The 16,830-nt window shown below is 65.2% G+C and carries 18 protein-coding genes and 1 pseudogene; 10 read left to right on the forward strand and 9 right to left on the reverse strand.

The features are described from left to right. Positions 1-298: 298 nt before the first annotated feature. Entirely contained in the window at positions 299-955 is a 657-nt protein-coding gene (locus NA4_RS05210) for a hypothetical protein (protein WP_067464676.1), read from the reverse strand. An 18-nt stretch (positions 956-973) separates the two neighbouring features. Between NA4_RS05210 and NA4_RS05215 the strand changes: the two genes are divergently transcribed. Continuing rightward, complete coding sequence (locus NA4_RS05215; RefSeq protein WP_067464678.1) at positions 974-1,225, forward strand: hypothetical protein; 252 nt, start codon at positions 974-976, stop codon at positions 1,223-1,225. Between the two features lie 218 nt (positions 1,226-1,443). Beyond that, positions 1,444-2,187 carry a porin PorA family protein gene (locus NA4_RS05220; protein ID WP_169810977.1) on the forward strand — a complete coding sequence of 248 codons (744 nt, stop codon included), beginning with the start codon at positions 1,444-1,446 and terminating at the stop codon, positions 2,185-2,187. 294 nt (positions 2,188-2,481) lie between these two features. Here NA4_RS05220 and NA4_RS05225 read toward each other — a convergent pair whose 3' ends face one another. Together NA4_RS05225 and NA4_RS05230 are read right to left on the reverse strand one after the other, a co-directional pair. Then, positions 2,482-2,721: a hypothetical protein gene (locus tag NA4_RS05225; RefSeq protein WP_067464682.1), complete on the reverse strand. Its 240-nt coding sequence runs from the start codon at positions 2,719-2,721 to the stop codon at positions 2,482-2,484. 892 nt (positions 2,722-3,613) lie between these two features. Continuing rightward, the gene (locus NA4_RS05230) at positions 3,614-4,003 is read right to left on the reverse strand and encodes a nuclear transport factor 2 family protein (protein ID WP_067464685.1); all 390 of its coding nucleotides are present in this window, start codon (positions 4,001-4,003) and stop codon (positions 3,614-3,616) included. Between the two features lie 148 nt (positions 4,004-4,151). Here NA4_RS05230 and NA4_RS05235 point away from each other — a divergent pair, with 148 nt between their 5' ends. Further along, on the forward strand, positions 4,152-5,276 hold the full coding sequence (locus NA4_RS05235) for an RsbRD N-terminal domain-containing protein (RefSeq protein WP_067464687.1): 1,125 nt from the start codon (positions 4,152-4,154) through the stop codon (positions 5,274-5,276). Positions 5,277-5,491: 215 nt separating this feature from the next. Then, positions 5,492-6,898, forward strand: a complete 1,407-nt coding sequence (locus NA4_RS05240) for a selenium-binding protein SBP56-related protein (protein WP_067464693.1) — start codon at positions 5,492-5,494, stop codon at positions 6,896-6,898. Between the two features lie 42 nt (positions 6,899-6,940). Here the strand turns inward: NA4_RS05240 and NA4_RS44090 are convergent. Beyond that, positions 6,941-7,003 (reverse strand): annotated as a pseudogene (locus NA4_RS44090) (hypothetical protein); the annotation flags it as partial. A gap of 64 nt (positions 7,004-7,067) precedes the next feature. Here NA4_RS44090 and NA4_RS38720 point away from each other — a divergent pair. Continuing rightward, positions 7,068-7,361, forward strand: coding sequence for a hypothetical protein (locus NA4_RS38720; RefSeq protein WP_245671118.1), 294 nt, complete (start codon positions 7,068-7,070; stop codon positions 7,359-7,361). Positions 7,362-7,570: 209 nt separating this feature from the next. Here the strand turns inward: NA4_RS38720 and NA4_RS05245 are convergent, their stop codons facing one another. Then, positions 7,571-7,876, reverse strand: coding sequence for an SHOCT domain-containing protein (locus NA4_RS05245; protein WP_067464702.1), 306 nt, complete (start codon positions 7,874-7,876; stop codon positions 7,571-7,573). Between the two features lie 48 nt (positions 7,877-7,924). Beyond that, a complete protein-coding gene (locus NA4_RS05250; RefSeq protein ID WP_067464704.1) occupies positions 7,925-8,383 on the reverse strand; it encodes a DUF6325 family protein in 459 nt (152 codons plus the stop codon). A 408-nt stretch (positions 8,384-8,791) separates the two neighbouring features. On the opposite strand from NA4_RS05250, the gene NA4_RS05255 reads away from it, so the two are divergent. Next, on the forward strand, positions 8,792-10,213 hold the full coding sequence (locus NA4_RS05255; RefSeq protein ID WP_067464706.1) for a hypothetical protein: 1,422 nt from the start codon (positions 8,792-8,794) through the stop codon (positions 10,211-10,213). Between the two features lie 69 nt (positions 10,214-10,282). Here NA4_RS05255 and NA4_RS05260 read toward each other — a convergent pair whose 3' ends face one another. Together NA4_RS05260 and NA4_RS05265 are read right to left on the reverse strand one after the other, a co-directional pair. Beyond that, complete coding sequence (locus NA4_RS05260; protein ID WP_067464708.1) at positions 10,283-10,687, reverse strand: DUF7144 family membrane protein; 405 nt, start codon at positions 10,685-10,687, stop codon at positions 10,283-10,285. Positions 10,688-10,945: 258 nt separating this feature from the next. Then, a complete protein-coding gene (locus tag NA4_RS05265) occupies positions 10,946-11,818 on the reverse strand; it encodes a hypothetical protein (protein ID WP_067464711.1) in 873 nt (290 codons plus the stop codon). Positions 11,819-11,943: 125 nt separating this feature from the next. On the opposite strand from NA4_RS05265, the gene NA4_RS05270 reads away from it, so the two are divergent. After that, positions 11,944-12,480 carry a hypothetical protein gene (locus NA4_RS05270; RefSeq protein ID WP_067464877.1) on the forward strand — a complete coding sequence of 179 codons (537 nt, stop codon included), beginning with the start codon at positions 11,944-11,946 and terminating at the stop codon, positions 12,478-12,480. A 40-nt stretch (positions 12,481-12,520) separates the two neighbouring features. Then, the gene (locus NA4_RS05275; RefSeq protein ID WP_067464713.1) at positions 12,521-13,912 is read left to right on the forward strand and encodes a DUF2252 domain-containing protein; all 1,392 of its coding nucleotides are present in this window, start codon (positions 12,521-12,523) and stop codon (positions 13,910-13,912) included. Positions 13,913-13,957: 45 nt separating this feature from the next. On the opposite strand, the gene NA4_RS05280 is transcribed toward NA4_RS05275, so the two are convergent. Next, on the reverse strand, positions 13,958-14,371 hold the full coding sequence (locus NA4_RS05280; protein WP_067464715.1) for an SHOCT domain-containing protein: 414 nt from the start codon (positions 14,369-14,371) through the stop codon (positions 13,958-13,960). A gap of 573 nt (positions 14,372-14,944) precedes the next feature. Between NA4_RS05280 and NA4_RS05285 the strand changes: the two genes are divergently transcribed. Together NA4_RS05285 and NA4_RS05290 are read left to right on the forward strand one after the other, a co-directional pair. After that, complete coding sequence (locus NA4_RS05285) at positions 14,945-15,919, forward strand: fatty acid desaturase (RefSeq protein ID WP_245671119.1); 975 nt, start codon at positions 14,945-14,947, stop codon at positions 15,917-15,919. A 445-nt stretch (positions 15,920-16,364) separates the two neighbouring features. Continuing rightward, positions 16,365-16,712, forward strand: coding sequence for a hypothetical protein (locus NA4_RS05290; protein WP_067464718.1), 348 nt, complete (start codon positions 16,365-16,367; stop codon positions 16,710-16,712). Positions 16,713-16,830: the final 118 nt, after the last annotated feature.

Below are 16,830 nucleotides of genomic sequence, written 5' to 3' on the forward strand. Positions count from 1 at the left end.
GGTTCCCTCTCAGGGTGAAGCCGTCCGGCCCGATCGGAGGCCCAGGTGCTGACGGCAGGTCATTTTTCCCTGGGAACTGCAGCGGCCGTACCGAACGTCTTCCCAGCGGTGGAAACCGGTCGGTCGCGACGGACCGGCACCCGGGCGGGTGGGCGATGGCACGGCGCGGGTGTCACCGCGAGCGGGGCGAGTCTCCCGCAGGTTCAGAGAAGAACGGCTCGGCCGCCGGAAAAGACCGACCCCATGGTGAGATTGCTCGCCGATTGCCGCCAGGCACACCGCGACATCGCCCGTCGAGTCAGCCGAGTACCTCGGCGGGTGTTCGGACGGCTATTTCGCCGCCCAGTTGGTAGGTGCCGGACAGCCGCAGTCCGTCTCCGCTCCAGAATCGGCCAGGGTCGTACCAGTCGGGGCTGCGGTGTTGCGGTAGCAGGCCCATCGCTTGGTATGTCGCAGCGACGATTTCGGCGCAGTACGCGTTCTCCAGTTCTCGGGCGGCCGACCGACTCGTTTTGCGGCGGGGGAGGCGTGCACGACCGCGCAGCCAGCGCCCGGCAAGAGCGGCGGTGGAGGGGAACGGGGTGCCATCGAGCCGCGCGATGGTGCGCAGCACGCTTTCCTCCATCTCTCGGGTGGCAGGCGGGTCCAACTGGCGCAACCAGGCCTGCTGACCGTAACGGTGCGCCCAGACCAGCACGGCATCGCGCAGGTTGTGCAACTGAACGCCGCGGTGCGTGGTCCCCGACCACATGTCGGGCAAAGATCGCCCGAGTTCCGCGTGCCAGATGAGGGCGGGCAGATCGTCGATCACCACCGACATGCCGACATGGTTCACCGGACTGTTCGTCGTTATGCGGATCACCCGGTCGGCTGTCGAATGGCCTCGGAAAAGCCAGATATCACCCGTTCTGGTGACCTCGACCGCTCGGTCGAGACTGATGCCCGTCCCCGTCATGGTCGTAGCCTATGCGGTATGAGGTGGTGGAAGGTGTTGGGATTGGCGGGTGCAGCCGGTGTGGTTGCCACCGGTGTCGTGGTGGTGCGCGCCGAGCGCCGCCGCCGCGCCTACACCCCGGACCAGGTCCGCGAACAACTGCACGCGCGATTCGCCCAGGCGACATCGGCCCCGGAAGCCGTCGAAACCGCTTCGAAACCGCGGACTCTCGCTGGTATCCGCGGGCATATCCAGCGATTGTTCCGCCGCCGGTCACAGCATGCGAAGTGAGCGCCCCCAGCGTCATCCAGTAGCCCCTTCGCCCAGCCGCATCCGAGGCCTCGCCGTCTCCGCGTGAGGGGTCACCGAGCCGAGCAACCCAAGCCCGAACTCGGAGTGGCGACCGCAGCACCAGCTCCAGCATGTCGAGCGGGAATCCAGATTATGACGAATTCGTCAGCTCTCTCTTGACTGAGATCTGCATCGCATGTGACGATATCGTCAATCTCATGGAGGGAGCCGTCGATCGTCCACTGTCACGAGCTGTATGCCGGCTATCGCGGTGCAGGCGGCTGAACCAGGGGCCGCTTCCGAATGGCTACCTCTGCGAGAACCCGTGCAGCGAAGCGGCGTATGACCTTCAAAGGCGAATCCTTATGACCAAAACTGATTACTTCCCTGTGGATCTCGACATCGAGTGGGGTGCACAACCGAGCGCGAAGAATCGGTCGCGCAAGCGACTCGTATACTTCGCACTCGCGGCCGCCGCCTTGCTCGCCACGGTCGCGATTGTCCTGCCGAGCTACGTCGCAGACAGACTGATCAAGTTCCCGGCTGACATACACCCGGTGGAGCTGTCCGACCTGCTGCCGGCCCGGGGACGTCTCACACTCCCCGCGCAGACGGTGGGGCGAAGCGGCGACGAGGAAACGATCACGATGTCGCTGTACTACTCCGCCACCCGCGACTTCTGGGTAGACCCCGTCACCGGCGCGATCATTGTGGTGAGCGAGCATCAACGTCGGTATCTGGCCACCGCCGTCGACGACCCCGCCCTGGTCACCGTCTTCGAGGGCAGCCTGCGCTTCGACGAAGAGACGATTGAAGAAATGGTCACCCAATCGCAGGAAGCGCGAGAGCAGATCGCTGTGTTGCGAAGGTATGGCCCTGTGGCCGCGGCGATTACAGCGATGGCCGCATTGGCCTTCGGCGTCTGGCGACTGAGAAGATCAGGTCGATGCACTGCGCGATGAGTCGGCTGTCGGACAGTCCGCCCCCTCTCCGACAGCGCAGCCGAGTTCGGGTGCCTATCGAGTTGCGCGGACGACGGGCACCGTGCGCTCCACGCAGAGAAGATCCGTGTCCTGCCGCGCTACCTAGCCGACGGTGGGCTGCCCGAGGAGGCGTGGCCCGGCCTTCAGGAGACTGCCCGCGCGCTGGCCGCGTCCGTCGGCGCGACCGACATGCTGCCCGGCAGGAGCTCGTCGCTGGACCGGCAGGTCACCTCGCTCACCGCCACGGCGAGCGGCTCGATTCGGCAATCCGGCTCAAAGCAGGGCGTACTTGGACTTCACATGCGCTCGCGTCCGGTCGATACTTTCGCACCACTGGTCGTGGAGTGTTCTCCAGTCGTCGGCGGCAGTGCGGATCCACTTCGTTTCCAGCTCTGCCGCAGCCAAGGCGGGTCTCTCCCGTTCGACTTCGTTGTCCGCGTGTGCGGCGCGGTCGACCAGTTCACTCCAGCGATGGAAATCCTGATGCAGTGCGTCTACGACCTTCTTGCCCATAGCGGCTCCTTTGGTGACGGTAGTGATCTTGTTTTCTCAACCTGTACTTCTGAATGTTTGTGCGCGGCTTACCGGAAGTCGGTCGGCCTGTCGCGAGCGTTCGCTGCTGCGGCCATGGCTACCACGCCCCTCGCGCCGAGGGCGGCATTGATGCGTTCGCGATGCGAGTGGTAAGGCTGCGGTCAGACATTGTGGATCGGTTTCTCGAAGAGGCGGGGCGGGTTCCGGCAGCGTGGTGGGACAGCACGGACCTGGGAAGCAAGAGCCGCTGAGGCTCGCCGATGCAGCAGTTCTGGTGTTGTGGGAAACGCTTCAGCTATTCGGCAACGTCACATCGATCGTGCGGCTACCGTCTTGTTATCACTGACCACCGCAGTGGTGGTCTCGATATCTCCAATATGATGACGAGAAGGGAAGTTTGCGGATCGCGAGTCGGTTGCGGACATCTGCTCGCCGCCCTCGCGGGCCGCTCGCCGCATATCTAGCACCTACAGGGCAACCGACCTTCCCGGCCGTCGTTTTGATATCAGCTTGGTCACAGTTTACGCACGATCGATTAACCATGCATAGGGCTATGGTGCAAGTCGCTGCAGAAGGCCGCAGGTGCGCCAGCGCTTTCGTCGCCCATCCAGGGAGTTTGCTGGCGTCCTATGACGCATATCACATTATGCGGCCCTTGACGCTCGGCTGATACGTCTAAGAACGATCGCTGGTGACGCCGCCGCAACCGGCATCGTCTGCTGGCACCGCTAGCACCATTCGGCCCCGCTGCACCTGTTGTGCCGAACCAGCGGCCTGCTGGTCTAGAAGCCCCTGTCACCGCGGCGACGCAGTCGGGACGGCTCACCAGCAGCGCGTGACCAGGGCGCGCAGCGGGGTCGAACGGCACGCACTATTGGGCGGCAGCACCTAGGGCGGCCTGCATGGCGACCCCGTCGACGTAGGAGTGCTTGGCCTTGACCGCGCCGTCTTCGACCAGGACGAAATCCGCGAGGTCGACGTCTACCCGGTTGCCGGTTGCCGCCGTCCCGGTCAACCGCCACTGCACCACCCAGAAGTCGTCCCCGACGCGCAGCGAGATCAGATGGAACGTCAGGTCCGGAACCAGGGCGAGCATCCCTGCCGCGAACTCGCGGATGGCGGCCGGACCTCGCGCGGGTTCCTGTCCGGAGTGCAGATGGAGCACCGAGTCAGCGGTATGGAGCTCGGCGATCCGGTCCGGGTCGCGGTCTACCCAGCAAGCGTGGTAGCGCTCGAACAATTCGCGAGTGGCAGTGGTCATGATGGGAAACTCCGATCGACGAGTGACAATCTGTGCGGATCAGGGAAATTCAGTGTCGCTGGGGCTCGTCCGTCGTGGCGACGGGCGCATGCCTCGACTTCGAACACCACCGTTGTGCACACGCACAACGGACGCTAAGTTGACGGCAGTGATCCAGGACACGCACATCGAGCGCCCGCGCGTTCTTCGCGAGCTGCGCGCGGATCTGGCTGCGATCTCCGCGATGGTGACCGCGCGAATCGAGCATGATGAGGAGGATTACGGCGGCGACGCCGCGCTCGATCACCAAGAATTGACGACTCTCGTAACCGACAGCCTCGCAGCCTTATTGGACGCCCTCGCCGACACCCCGTACTCGCTCGAGCCCGCACACCGAGCCGGACGCCTCAAAGCCGAGCGAGGGATCCCGCTGGACAGTCTGCTGCACGCCTTCCGCGTCGCGGGATTGGCGTTCTGGGACGTCATCGTCGAACGCGCTGAAGCTGACGACCGTCCCGCGCTGCCTCAGCTCTCCACGCGTATGTGGGCCACTGTCGACGAGTACTCCGTCGCGGCGGCCGACGCCTACCGGCGCATAGTCGTCGCCGGGGACGAACAACCCGATCAACGGTTGTTACGGGCACTACTCGATCCCGACCTCCCACCGACGCGGCGCGAGGACTTGTGCAGAAGGATGCGCCTGCCCGCCCGAGGCACGTTCGTCGTCTTGGTCGGCGACATTCGCCTCGTCGCGGCCGGGGTGAGCACCGTAAGGACCCATCTCGCCGACGACCGGGTAACCCTGGCCGCCGCAAACTCCCCGGCCACGCTGCACCGAGCCCTACACGCCGCCACGATGCGAGCCGGTGCGAGCAAACCGTTCACCGACCTCGTCTCCGCGCCTGCCGCGCTCGACCAGGCGCGTCTCGCGTTCCGGTGCCTGAGCCCGGCGGACACCGGAATACATATGTACGCCTCATCTCCGGCGCGCGCCCTGATCGCGGCCCACCCCGAACTCGCCGCAGACATCCTCTCGGATGCGCTCGCCGCATTCGACCGGCTCCACCCCGACGACGCCGACGCTCTCGCGCAGACCGCCCTGGCCTGGTACGAGCTCGGCGGCTCGACGTCGGCGGTCGGAGATCGCCTGCACCTGCACCGCAACACGGTGCTGCACCGTCTCAAACGGATAGAGCAGCTCACCGGTTCGGCGTTCGCAGTGCCGGCCGATGCGGCGCTGTTGTATTTGGCGCTGCAAGCACGGCTGCTCCGAGCGCCCAGCGACCAGTCGTGACGTTGTTGCTTCCAGTCGCCGGTGACGGTGCGCCGTTAATGAGCTGATCACCGCGATCGCACCTGCGGTAGCTGGTCGATCCACGTGGAAAGGCAGAGACTGGTTACTGCCTGCCCGCGCCATTACGGCCGGACCACATCGGTCGCGCCGACCTCGAAACCGCCAGATCGGCGAGCTGCGCGGGTCTGCGCCCATCGGCAGGAAGGAGGCTGAAAATGAATCACTCGGAAATGGACTCGACCTTCTATCGGAGCGCAGCGGAGGCGGCTGCCGCCCCACCGGAGCGACTGGCATACGTCGTCGCGTTCGACCGCGCAGCGCAGAAGCCGGATGCGCTGTCCGTCATCGATGTGGAGCCGGGCTCGGCCACCTACGGCCGGGTGGTGGGCTGGACCGAGGTGCCTCACCTGGGCAACGAGCTGCACCATTTCGGTTGGAACGCCTGTAGCAGCGCGCTGAAGCACGAGGGCCACCACATGGCGGGACTGGCTCGGCGGTACCTGATCGTGCCGGGTCTGCGCTCGTCGATCCTGTACGTGTTCGACACCCAGCCCGACCCACGCCAGCCCACCCTCGCCAAGATCGTCGACAGCTCCGAGCTCGCGGCGAAGGCCGGCTACTCCCGTCCGCACACGCTGCACTGCGGGCCGGACGGTGTGTTCATGACATGCCTCGGCGCAGCGGACGGATCCGACGGGCCGGGCGGGATCGCGCTGCTCGATCACGACACGTTCGATGTACTGCGGCAATGGGAAACAGATCGTGGGCCGCAATACCTCGCATACGACGCGTGGTGGCATCTCAACCAGAACACGCTGGTGAGCAGTGAGTGGGGCACCCCGTCGATGATCGAGGACGGACTGAAACCGGAACTGCTGCTGGGAAACAAGTACGGTCACGCCATCCACTTCTGGGATCTCGCCGCCGGTCGGCACCAGCAGCGGATCGATCTCGGCGAGCACAACCAGATGCCACTCGAACTGCGCCCGTCGCACGATCCGGACGCCACCTGGGGGTTCGCCGGCGTGGTGATCTCAACCGAGGATTTGTCGGCCTCCGTGTGGCGTTGGCACCGCGACGATGGCATGTGGGCGGTCGACAAGGTGATCACCATCCCAGCCGAGCCGGCTGATCCCGACCTGCTGCCGCCTGCGCTGAAACCGTTCGGCGCGGTGCCGCCGCTGGTCAGCGACATCGACTTGTCGGTCGACGACGCATTCCTCTACGTCTCGTGCTGGGGTACCGGGGAGCTCGTGCAGTTCGACGTGCACGATCCGGCCAACCCGAAACAGACCGGCTCCGTCCGGCTCGGCGGGATCGTGGGCCGCACTGCCCACCCGGCCGCGCCGAACCAGCCGCTCGCCGGCGGCCCTCAAATGGTCGAGATCAGCCGCAACGGTCGGCGGGTCTACGTCACCAACTCCCTCTACGGCGCGTGGGACGACCAGTTCTACCCGGACGGCGTCGGCGCCTGGATGGCCGTGATGCGCACCGATCCCGACGGCGGAATGACCATCGACGATTCCATTTTCCCGCACGACGAGGACTTTCGAGGTCTGCGGGTGCACCAGGTGCGCCTCCAGGGCGGCGACGCCTCCTCGGACTCCTACTGCTACCGTTAGTCGGCTGAATTGCTTTGTGCCGCTGCCGTGTTCGGCATCCCACCGATCCAGCAGCGCGGGCAGTTCCTTGCCCATCCACACGAAGAACTCGTGCATATCCCGCACCCGAGCCGCGTCTCGGCCAAACGATTCGAATGACGACGTCTATGCGTATACGTATACTTCGAGCATGTTGGATCCCCTCAGCCTTGCAGTCGGTGCCGGCCTGTTCAGTGTCGGCTGGGTATGCGGTCGATTCGGGCACCGCCGACGGGCTCGGTCGGGGGAGAAGCTTCCCGCGCGTTGCGGTTGCGGCCACGACTTGGCACTGCACGACCGTGCCACAGGGACCTGTCACGCCGAGATTTCCCGTAAAGGCACCCATGGCCTGCGGGAGTGGGTCGGCTGCAACTGCCGCCGCTACACCGGCCCGACTCCCTTGGAGGACGTGTTCACGTCGCCGCTACTACCGCCGGAGTCCTGAACGGACGGAAGGCGATTCACGGTCGGCCGGCCCGGCCGAGGCCCGAACAGCTCCAGGCGGCCACGCCTACGCTGCCGCGATGAGCGCTCTTGCCGCGATCGGAACCGGCGGGCTGCTCGCCGCATCGCTGCTACCCCGCCACACGGTACCGGTGGCACCGCGCGACACCTAGACCGAACTGCCTGCGGCGCCGGGACAATCCGCAGCAGTCAGGAAGCGAGGATTCGAGCCTTCTCGGCTTCGAATTCGGCTTCGGAGAGCACGCCCTGCGCTTTGAGTTGGCCGAGTTCTTTCAGAGCGGTGATCCGATCCATGCCCACAGTGCCGCCCTGCGATGGTGCCGGCGGCGCGGGTGCAGCGGCAGGCTCCGGCGCATACTGTGCGTAGGGGTCGTACTGTGCGGTCTCCTGTGCTGCCCAGCGTTGCCCTTGGCGCCGGGAGACACGGTTGGAGACAGCGGTTGCGGTTCCGGCAACCATGGCGGTGCGGGCGACTCCGCGAAGCAGTCCGGGCATTACATTCCCGCCTCTCTCGATCGAAATGCTGATTCGACCTTTTTGCTTTCAACGGCTCTCGGCGTCGAGAGCGTCCAAAGTCGACAAGATGCTCTGCACCGGTATGCGCCCGGCGGCCACAAGTTGGGCGCCGTTGTGTCGCAGCGCGGCCGCGAAGGGCGCGGCCCACGTGTTCTCGTAGATCAAGATGGCCGCCGAGCGTCCCGGTTCCAGCGCCACACCAGCTTCTCTGCAGTCGGTGTCGTCGAGCAAACCAGAGCGTGCCTCGGCGAACAGAGTGATGTCGAAATCACCCTGCAGCCCCACGTCGGTGATGTCGATGCCGGCAAGCGATCCGTCGGCGTCCTTGCGGACGAACGCCAGATCCAGCACGCGGACAATGCCGCGGTCGACCAGATCGCGCAGCAGCGGTAGCGCCGAACCGTCCGGTGTCCGGTCGGCGGGGAATTCGATGACGAGATAGTCGATGGGGCCTAGCTCGTCAGGACCGATATCTGAATCTGTCACCGGGACCCTCTTTCCGCCACTCGTTACGAGAAAGGGACTCTTATCAGACCGATTGCACTACGGTCGTGTTGCAGCGCGACCCTATACATTGCGTATAGCACCGGAATTCGGTAACAACTTCGGATCCACCGGTATCCCAGATGCTAGTGTCATTCATAGCGTACGCGTCTGATCGTCAGCGGTCATGAAACTTACCGGGCCGGACCCGCAAGGGACCAGACCCCATTCGATGTGGCGTGACCCAGTACTTCACGCAAATCCGGCCTCGAAAGGTTTTGTGGCTGCCGTACGCACCGCCTAGACCGGGGCGGCGCCACCCAACCCAACGGCAGGCTGGCGGTGGCCACGCGCCTACCGACTGGGTGACATCGTCATAACACCCGAATCCTTTCCTGGAGTGAGGGACCCATGGATTCCCACGCGAGTGACAATCCATCCGAGGAGCGGCTGAGCACGGACGAACGCGCCGAGCTCGAGCGGTTGCGGGCCGAGGTGGCCGCGCTGCGCGCAGAGGTTCGCGGTGCGGCACCGCCGCCGGTGTCTCGGCCGCCGCGGCATGCGTGGCGGTGGACCGCGGTGGCGGTCTTGACCGTCCTTGTCGCTGTCCTGGCAATCACCACGGTCACGTCGCGGTTCGTGCGCGGCGAAATCTTGGACACCAACCGATACCTGAGCACGGTGGCGCCGCTGGGCTCGGACCCGGCGTTGCAAACCGAGGTCTCCAATACGATTACCGACGAGATCTTCGCCCGCGTCGACATCGAGGGCCTGACCGCGGACGCGTTGGCCGCCCTGACCGACGCGGTCCCGGCGACCGCGGACCGGCCACGGGTGGATCGCGCGGTCGAGGGACTGGCGCCGGTGATCACCCAGCAAGCCCGTGGCTTCGTCAACGACACCGTGCTGTCGTTCGTGCGCAGCGACCAGTTCGAGGACCTATGGCTGCAAGCCAACCGCGTCGCCCACACCGCCTTGGTGGCGGTGGTGACCGGTCATGTCGGCCCCGAGTCGGTGACCGTCGACGAGAACGGCACGGTGACTCTTTCCCTGCGGACGGTGATCGAGAACGTGAAGGCGCGGCTGGTCGATCGTGGCTTCACCTTCGCCGAGAAGATCCCCGCGGTCGACAAGCAGTTCGTGTTGTTCCGGTCCCCGGAACTGGTGCGGGCGCAGCAGGCGGTCGACACGCTCGACAAGGCTGCGACAGTGCTGCCGTGGGTGACGATCGCGGCCGCGGTGGCCGCGATCGCCGCGGCGCCAGCCGGTCGTCGCCGCCGTGCCCTGGTCTTCGTCGGACTCGCGTTGGTTGTGGGCATGCTCATCCTCGCGATCGCGCTACTCATCGCCCGGGCGGTGTATCTGGACCGGATGCCGCCCGAGGTGCTCGCTCCGGACGCCGCCACCGAGGTCATCGACACTGTCCTGGTGCCGCTGCGGACCGCACTGCGGGCCGTCGCCGTACTCGGCTTGGCGATCGCGCTCGGCGCCTACCTGACCGGGGATTCGGCCTCAGCCGCCGCGACCCGGCGCGGACTCGGTCGCGGCATGGACGCAGTGCAGCAACTCCGGCGGTCGCGCCCGCCGAACCGAGTGGAAACATGGGCCTTCCGCGCACGCGCAGCACTGCGATGGGCGATCATCGGAATCGCCGCGCTACTGCTGGTGTTCTGGCGCTATCCCACTGGGCTGGTGGTCGTCTGGATCGTGCTCGGCGCACTCCTGGCACTGCTGGTATTGGAAATCCTCATCCGCCCCGCCCGCGCCTGGCCGCAACAGGCCGAGGCCGAGACGAAGAACGATGCCGGGACCCCGGCGCAGGCCAACGCATGACCTGCGCTGGGACCCGGTATCGCCCCTACCGAGGCGGGTAAACCGACCGGCAGCGCAGCCGAGTGCGAGTCACATTCGGCTCGGCTGCCAGGTCGTCACCGCCCAGATCACGACGACACCCAAGGCGATCATGATGGTCGACCACCATGGGTAGTACGGCAGCCAGAGGAAGTTGGCCAGGATCGACAACGCGGCCAGGAACACCGCTATCACCCTCGCCCACATCGCTCCGGCTATCAGCCCGACCGCGGCGATCACCACCAAGATCCCGAGAACGAGATGGATCCAGCCCCAACTGGTGGTACTGAACTGGTAGGTGTAATTGGGCCCGGACACGAAGATCTCGTCCTTGGCGATGGCGGCGATTCCCTGGAAGATCGACAGGACGCCCGCGGCCAGTAGGAGAACCGCGGCGCCGATCGACGTCCCGGCCGCGACCGCCTGCTTGACGGAACTATCATCGGTTGCTGACATTTGCCGGTCACCTCTCTCATCAGCGATACACACGGATGGGATTCATCGATGCGACGGGTCTTGCCCGCTTCGAGGGAGACTCACCGGAACCGCAGGTCGTGTGCTATCCGGGTTTTGATCGGTACTCGACGCTCAGATTGCAATCGCCGGTGCCGGCGCTCGCCTCACCTGGCCAGCATATCCCCAGCGAACTCTGACCACCGCCCGATCGGATCCCCCGCGAGTTGCCCGGCGCCACAGGCTCGCGCAGTAGCTCGGTCAGGTGTGGCCATACTCTGAATCGTCGGTGACCGGGCCGCGGAGATACCGACCGAGGTGTGTGTCCTCGAGGGCGAGCGCCCTGGTGATCGTCGCGGCGCCGATGATCACGATGGAAAGCACGAACAGCCAGCTGATCGAGGTGAACACCGGCCCGAGGAGTCCGAATCGCGTATACGCGGTTGCCGTGACCCTCGGCAGAACGACTCGTCCCACGGCACGGACGATCGTGAGACCGGATGCCGTGAGCATGCCGGTCACCCAGAGAACACGAGCGGACAGCTTCCCCATGGTGAGCAGGTACGGGCTGAGAGTCCAGACGACCATCCAGATCACCAGTTCGCCGACCAGTGCGAGGGGCACGCCGATGTAACGGACCCCGGTCAGTTCGCGAATCGCGCCGATCAATACGGCAGAGAGGGTGATGGCGAGGAGGACGATCAGCCAGCGCCAGGCGTCGCGCAGGCCGATCGACGGCACGTTCCAGATCTTCCCATAGATCCGAGCCAGCGCTCTTGCGAGCGAGGTGCCACTGACTGCGACCATCAGCAATCCGACGACACCGAAAGCCGCGAAGGTCGGATCGGTGGCAGTGAAAACGCCGACACCGGACAAGAGCGTCTTCGTGTCGAAGCCGAGCTGATCATTTATCGCTCGGGCGGCCAGATCCCAGTAGGTGAAGATCGAGCCTGCGATGATCACGGGCAATACACATGTGAATATTTTGGCTGCGAGGGTCATCGATCGATCCACGATCTCGATCTCGACGAATCCATTGACAACCAGTCGGGCCGTTCGTGACCAGCCATCCGCCGACTCGATGCGCGCTGCGAGAGCCTTGGCCAGTGCGCCGGACTTTTTCGTCGACCGCATGTCATCGACTCAACCGCACCGATCGCGTGTTGTCATCGTTTCGCTTGGGTTGGTGAGCTACTACTGCGGATTCGGTACGGTTCTCCGAAGACGAATTGCGCGGCGACGAACTCTGCGAGGAGTCGATGGAAGCGAGCAAACAAGCACTCCTACACGGACCGCTGTTCTCTCGGAGAATTCCGCTGGACCGCCGCAACGCGGCCAGCCGGATCAGCGCATATATCTATGGAAATGTCCTGATCCTCGCCGCGCTCATACCGGTGACGACATCCGCCGAGCAAGTCGGCATCTTGATCGTTCTCGGGACGGCCGCCTCGACATTCATTGCACACTCTTTCGCCGAAGGTGTCGGGCAAAGCGTCCGGCAGAACCACCGGATCTCCTCTCGGGAGCGCTGGACGGACTTGCGTGATTCCGTGCCGATCCTCAGCTCGGCGGTGCTGCCCTGCGCGATTCTGGCCATCGCCGGTCTCGGGTGGATGGAACCGCGCACGGCCCAGCTGCTCGCCGAGGTGGTCGTGTTGATCCGGATCGGCGGAATCGTGTTCGTCATCGAGCGGCTCAATGGTGCGCGGCCCCGGCGTTCGACCATCGTCGAGGCGCTGCTTCTCGCGGGCGCGGCGACCACCGTTGTCGGGGTCAAAGTCATCCTGACCCACTGACGTTGTGGTCGAACCCGCCTGCTTTTGTTTCAATCGATATATGTGCAGGTGGATGGCCTACAGCCGCGCCGCGCGCGTCGAGCAGGGTGAAGCCGCTCGGCGCACCACTCCTGTCACCGCTCTCGCCGAACACGACACCACCGGGCGCGACCCGCTCGGCCTGCTCGAGCGGCAGGCGCGAACTCGTATTCCGCAATTGGTTCCGGTGCGGTACGGGCGCATGGTGAGCTCCCCGTTCGCCTTCTATCGCGGGGCCGCCCTGATCATGGCCGACGATCTGTCCCGCACGCCCACGTCCGGACTCCGTACGCACCTGTGCGGTGATGCCCACCTGAGCAATTTCGGAATCTTCGCCACGCCCGAACGTCGCCTGGCATTCGATATCAACGATTTCGATGAGACGTACCCTGGTCCGTTCGAATGGGATGTCAAGCGGCTCGTCACCAGCCTCGCGGTCGCCGCCGACGAGAACGGATTTTCCGGGAAGCAGCGACTCCGGGCCACGCTTGCCTGCGCAGCCGAATACCGAACGACCATGCGACACCAAGCCGAGCAAAGTACCACCGCAGTGTGGTATTCGCGCGTCGACCCCACGGCCGAATTGACCGAACTGCGCGATGAACTGGACACATCCACTCGTGAGCGAGTGCGCAAGGCCCTGGCGAAATCGCGGACTCGCGACAGCCAGCAGGCGCTCGCCAAGCTGACCACACGTGTCGACGGCCGACCGAAAATCATCAGCGATCCTCCCCTGATCGTCCCGATCGAGGAGATCTTCGCGGACCTGGACGCCGAGAATCTGTATCGCGAACTGCGCCAACGTCTCAGGGACTATCGTGCGACCCTGCAGGACAATCGCCGCGTACTGCTGGACCAGTTCGAATTCGTTCAAGCTGCGCGCAAGGTGGTCGGCGTGGGCAGCGTCGGCACCCGCGCATGGATCGTCCTGATGCTGGGAGTCGACGACGATCCCTTGATTCTGCAAGTGAAAGAGGCGCAACCGTCGGTACTGTCACGCTATCTGGCGGGCCCGTCGTTCACCAACCAAGGTGAGCGAGTAGTGCAGGGCCAACGGCTGATGCAAGCGGCAAGCGACATCCTGCTGGGCTGGCAGCAAGGTCCCGACATCGATGGCGAAAGCCGAGACTTCTACGTCCGGCAACTACGCGACGGTAAGGGCTCAGCGGTGATAGAGACCATGGAGCCCAAGGCACTGAGCCTGTACGGCCGACTGTGCGGCCGGGTGCTGGCATATGCACACGCCCGTGCCGGCGACCGTATCGCGATCGCCTCCTACCTCGGCACGACAGACGCGTTCGACCATGCCGTCGCGGAGTACGCCGAGACGTACGCCGACCAGACCATCCGGGACCATGCCGAACTGCAGCGCGCGAACCGGGACGGCCGCGTCACCGCACGCACCGGGATCTGAGCGCTCCACGGCGTCCGGTAGTAATTCGGTGCGATGGCCGTAGTGTCACGGCGCGGTCGACGCGTTGGGCGCCGAACCCGGCTGCCCCAAGGCCTGAGCCTTGAGCTGTTCGAATTCCACGTCGGTGATGACACCTGCGTCGCGCAGGGCCTTCGCGTCGGCGATACTCTCGGCGGGGGACTTGCCCGCGACCTGCCGGATGTACTGATCGGTGGCTTGCTTCGCCTCCGCCTGCGCACGTTGGGAGCGCAGCGCCATGCCCCGTCCTCGGATGATCAGGTACACCAGCGCCGTCAGGTACGGGAACACCACTAGGGCAATCACCCACACGGCTTTGGCGACGCCGGACACGGAGTGGTCACGGAACAGATCCACCAGAATCTGGAACAGAACGATCAGGTACGCCACGAAGGCGAACACGAGGATCGTGTACCACACGTAATCCCAGAACGAATCCATGTTGTAAGCCTCCCTCGGGCGAGCCTTTACCGTGTCGTTGCGCCGTCGAGTCCGACTGCGGCGTAATCGAATCCGCTGGCTCACCATGTTGTAGATCCGACCGTCGGTCGGCATTGTGGCCGAGAACAGACTGCTATTTTCTTTGCCGTTTGTTCATCCCGCATCGCGTTCCGGCGGAAGTCGATGGGCGCGTTTCGAAGCGCAGATCGACTCGGCGCCGTAGGGCCCCGGCGAAAAATTGCCGAGCATATGGACGGGTAGCTCGTTCATCCATTCGATCGGAGGAACCCGCCGGCTGGAAAAGACCGGCAAATAATCATTGACGCAAACGAAGCAGTCGTCAAGATCAGCACACCGCATCCGGGACGGGCTCACGCGGGAGGGACTCAGCCGAATGTGTGGCAGCCATGGCTAGCCGACGCGATCGGCCCGAGCCGCCCGGAACCGACTCGCGTGGGCCACGTTCTGACACAGCACCGTTTCGTTGCATGGACGTAAGGGGTGCGACAGCCCGCGTAAGGGTGTTCGTGGGACAGCTCGTGCACGCTCGGCTTCCGGAGAAGGGCGGGCGAGGTGACCGAGGGCGAGACGACCGAGAGACGCACCGGCAACGCTATCCGCGCGCAGCGCGGCGACGACGGGCGGCGGATCGGATCGTGGTTGACCGGCGTAGCGGTCGCGCTCAATCTCCTCCAGCTCTTCGCCGTACCGCTTCTGCTGTTGCCCCGCGCCCTGGCGTGGGGTTGGGCACTGCTGCCGCTGGCGTTGCTGACGACGACATTCTGGGCGGTGATTCACGAGGCTGTCCACGGCAATCTGCACCCCCGACGCTCCCGCAACGACCAGTACGGACGCATGCTCGCCGTGTTGTACGGCGCACCGTTCGCGTTGCTCAAAGCCGGTCACCTGCTGCACCACCGCTACAGCCGGACCCGTGACCGGGGCGAGGTCTACGATCCGGCGAGGTCCAGCTGGGCGAAGGCCGCGCCCGGGTATTACCTGCGGCTCTTCGGCGGGCTGTACCTGCTCGAGGTCGCGGCAGTCGTGCTCGCAGCGCTGCCAGCCGCTGCCGTGCGTCGGCTCGCCCATGCGGTGGACGAGCCGGATACGGTGGCGGGACCACTGCTCGAACGCGTCGCGCGGACCGAGGTGTTCGGGCAGTTCCGCATCGACGCGGCCGCGATCACGGTGCTCCACGGCGCGGCGTTCGTCGCCTACGGCAGTCACTGGTGGATGCTCCTCGCGGCGCTGGCCGGGCGCGGTGTGATCGTCTCGCTGTCGGACAACGCTTACCACTACGGCACCGACCTCGATGAGCCGCTCGAAGCTCTGAACCTCGAACTGCCCGCGCGACTGGAAGTCCTGGCACTGAGTTTCAACCTGCACGGCATGCACCATCGGCGCCCGGGGCTGCGCTGGTATGAACTCCGGCCGGCCTTCGACACCGAGGGCGGCCGGTACGATTCCGGCTGGTTCCGTGCGGTGGCCCGCCAGATTCGCGGCCCGATCGGGATGGTCACCGATCGCTCAGCCGACCGCCCCAGCTAGGCCGAGCGAGCGCGCCGGACCTCGTCATGGGCCCAGCCAACATATCGGTTCAATAACAGCAAGATGTGATCGACTCCGTCGCCACGCTCGTCCGAGCGTCCCGGCCGCCTGGTTCGCCCAGTTGAAGGCACACAGCCCAGGCAAGGTCACGATCCGGTATCGAGCGGTGCTGCCCGGTGGTGTGACGCAGTCGATGTTCACTTCAACTCCGATAACCGTCACGCTATTGCTAGCTGATTGTTAGCTTGCGTCATGCACGGAGTGCGCAGATCGCCGTACCGGGCACCGGATCGGATTGCCCAACTCGGCGATTCCTGCGTCGATCGCTCGGAATACTCGAATCGCAACCTCAGCCGATCGCAGTGTCGGCCCCCGAGAGGCCATGGTTACTACCGACTCCACACACAACTCAGTCGCCACCAGAAATCGCTCGGCTGTTCCGCGAGTGCCAGGCGGTTCGCGCAGCTCCGCGGATCGACCGGCGCCGTCGGCACTCGGCCTCGACCGCCAGCTTGCGCCGCTGCGGAAACCCGCATTGGTGCTCGGTGCGGCGCTGCTCTGCATCGGCCTGGTCGCGCTGGTGCCGTTGCGTGCCTGGTGGCACGACTACGGCGGCGTCCTTGTCGTCGCGGCTTACCTGCAGTACATGGCCTTGGCGGGAACTCTGGAAATCTGGGGGATACGCATGACCAGGAAGGATCCGTTGGCAAGTGATCCGGATCATGCACCCGGATCCGCTTCGACCGGGCGCGGGGGCTCCGGCGCAATCGGTGCGGCGGGGTCCAGGCGATGAGCTCAGCTGGATGCCGATCGGCTCAGCCTTCCCGGTCGCTCTACCCGGCCTGACCCGCGATCCTGCTGCGGCACGTTCCGACACTGACGGTCCGAGGCCCCGGAATGTCCCGCGAAGG

Source organism: Nocardia amamiensis NBRC 102102, assembly GCF_001612745.1.
In the GTDB taxonomy this organism is placed as follows: Bacteria; Actinomycetota; Actinomycetes; order Mycobacteriales; family Mycobacteriaceae; genus Nocardia; species Nocardia amamiensis.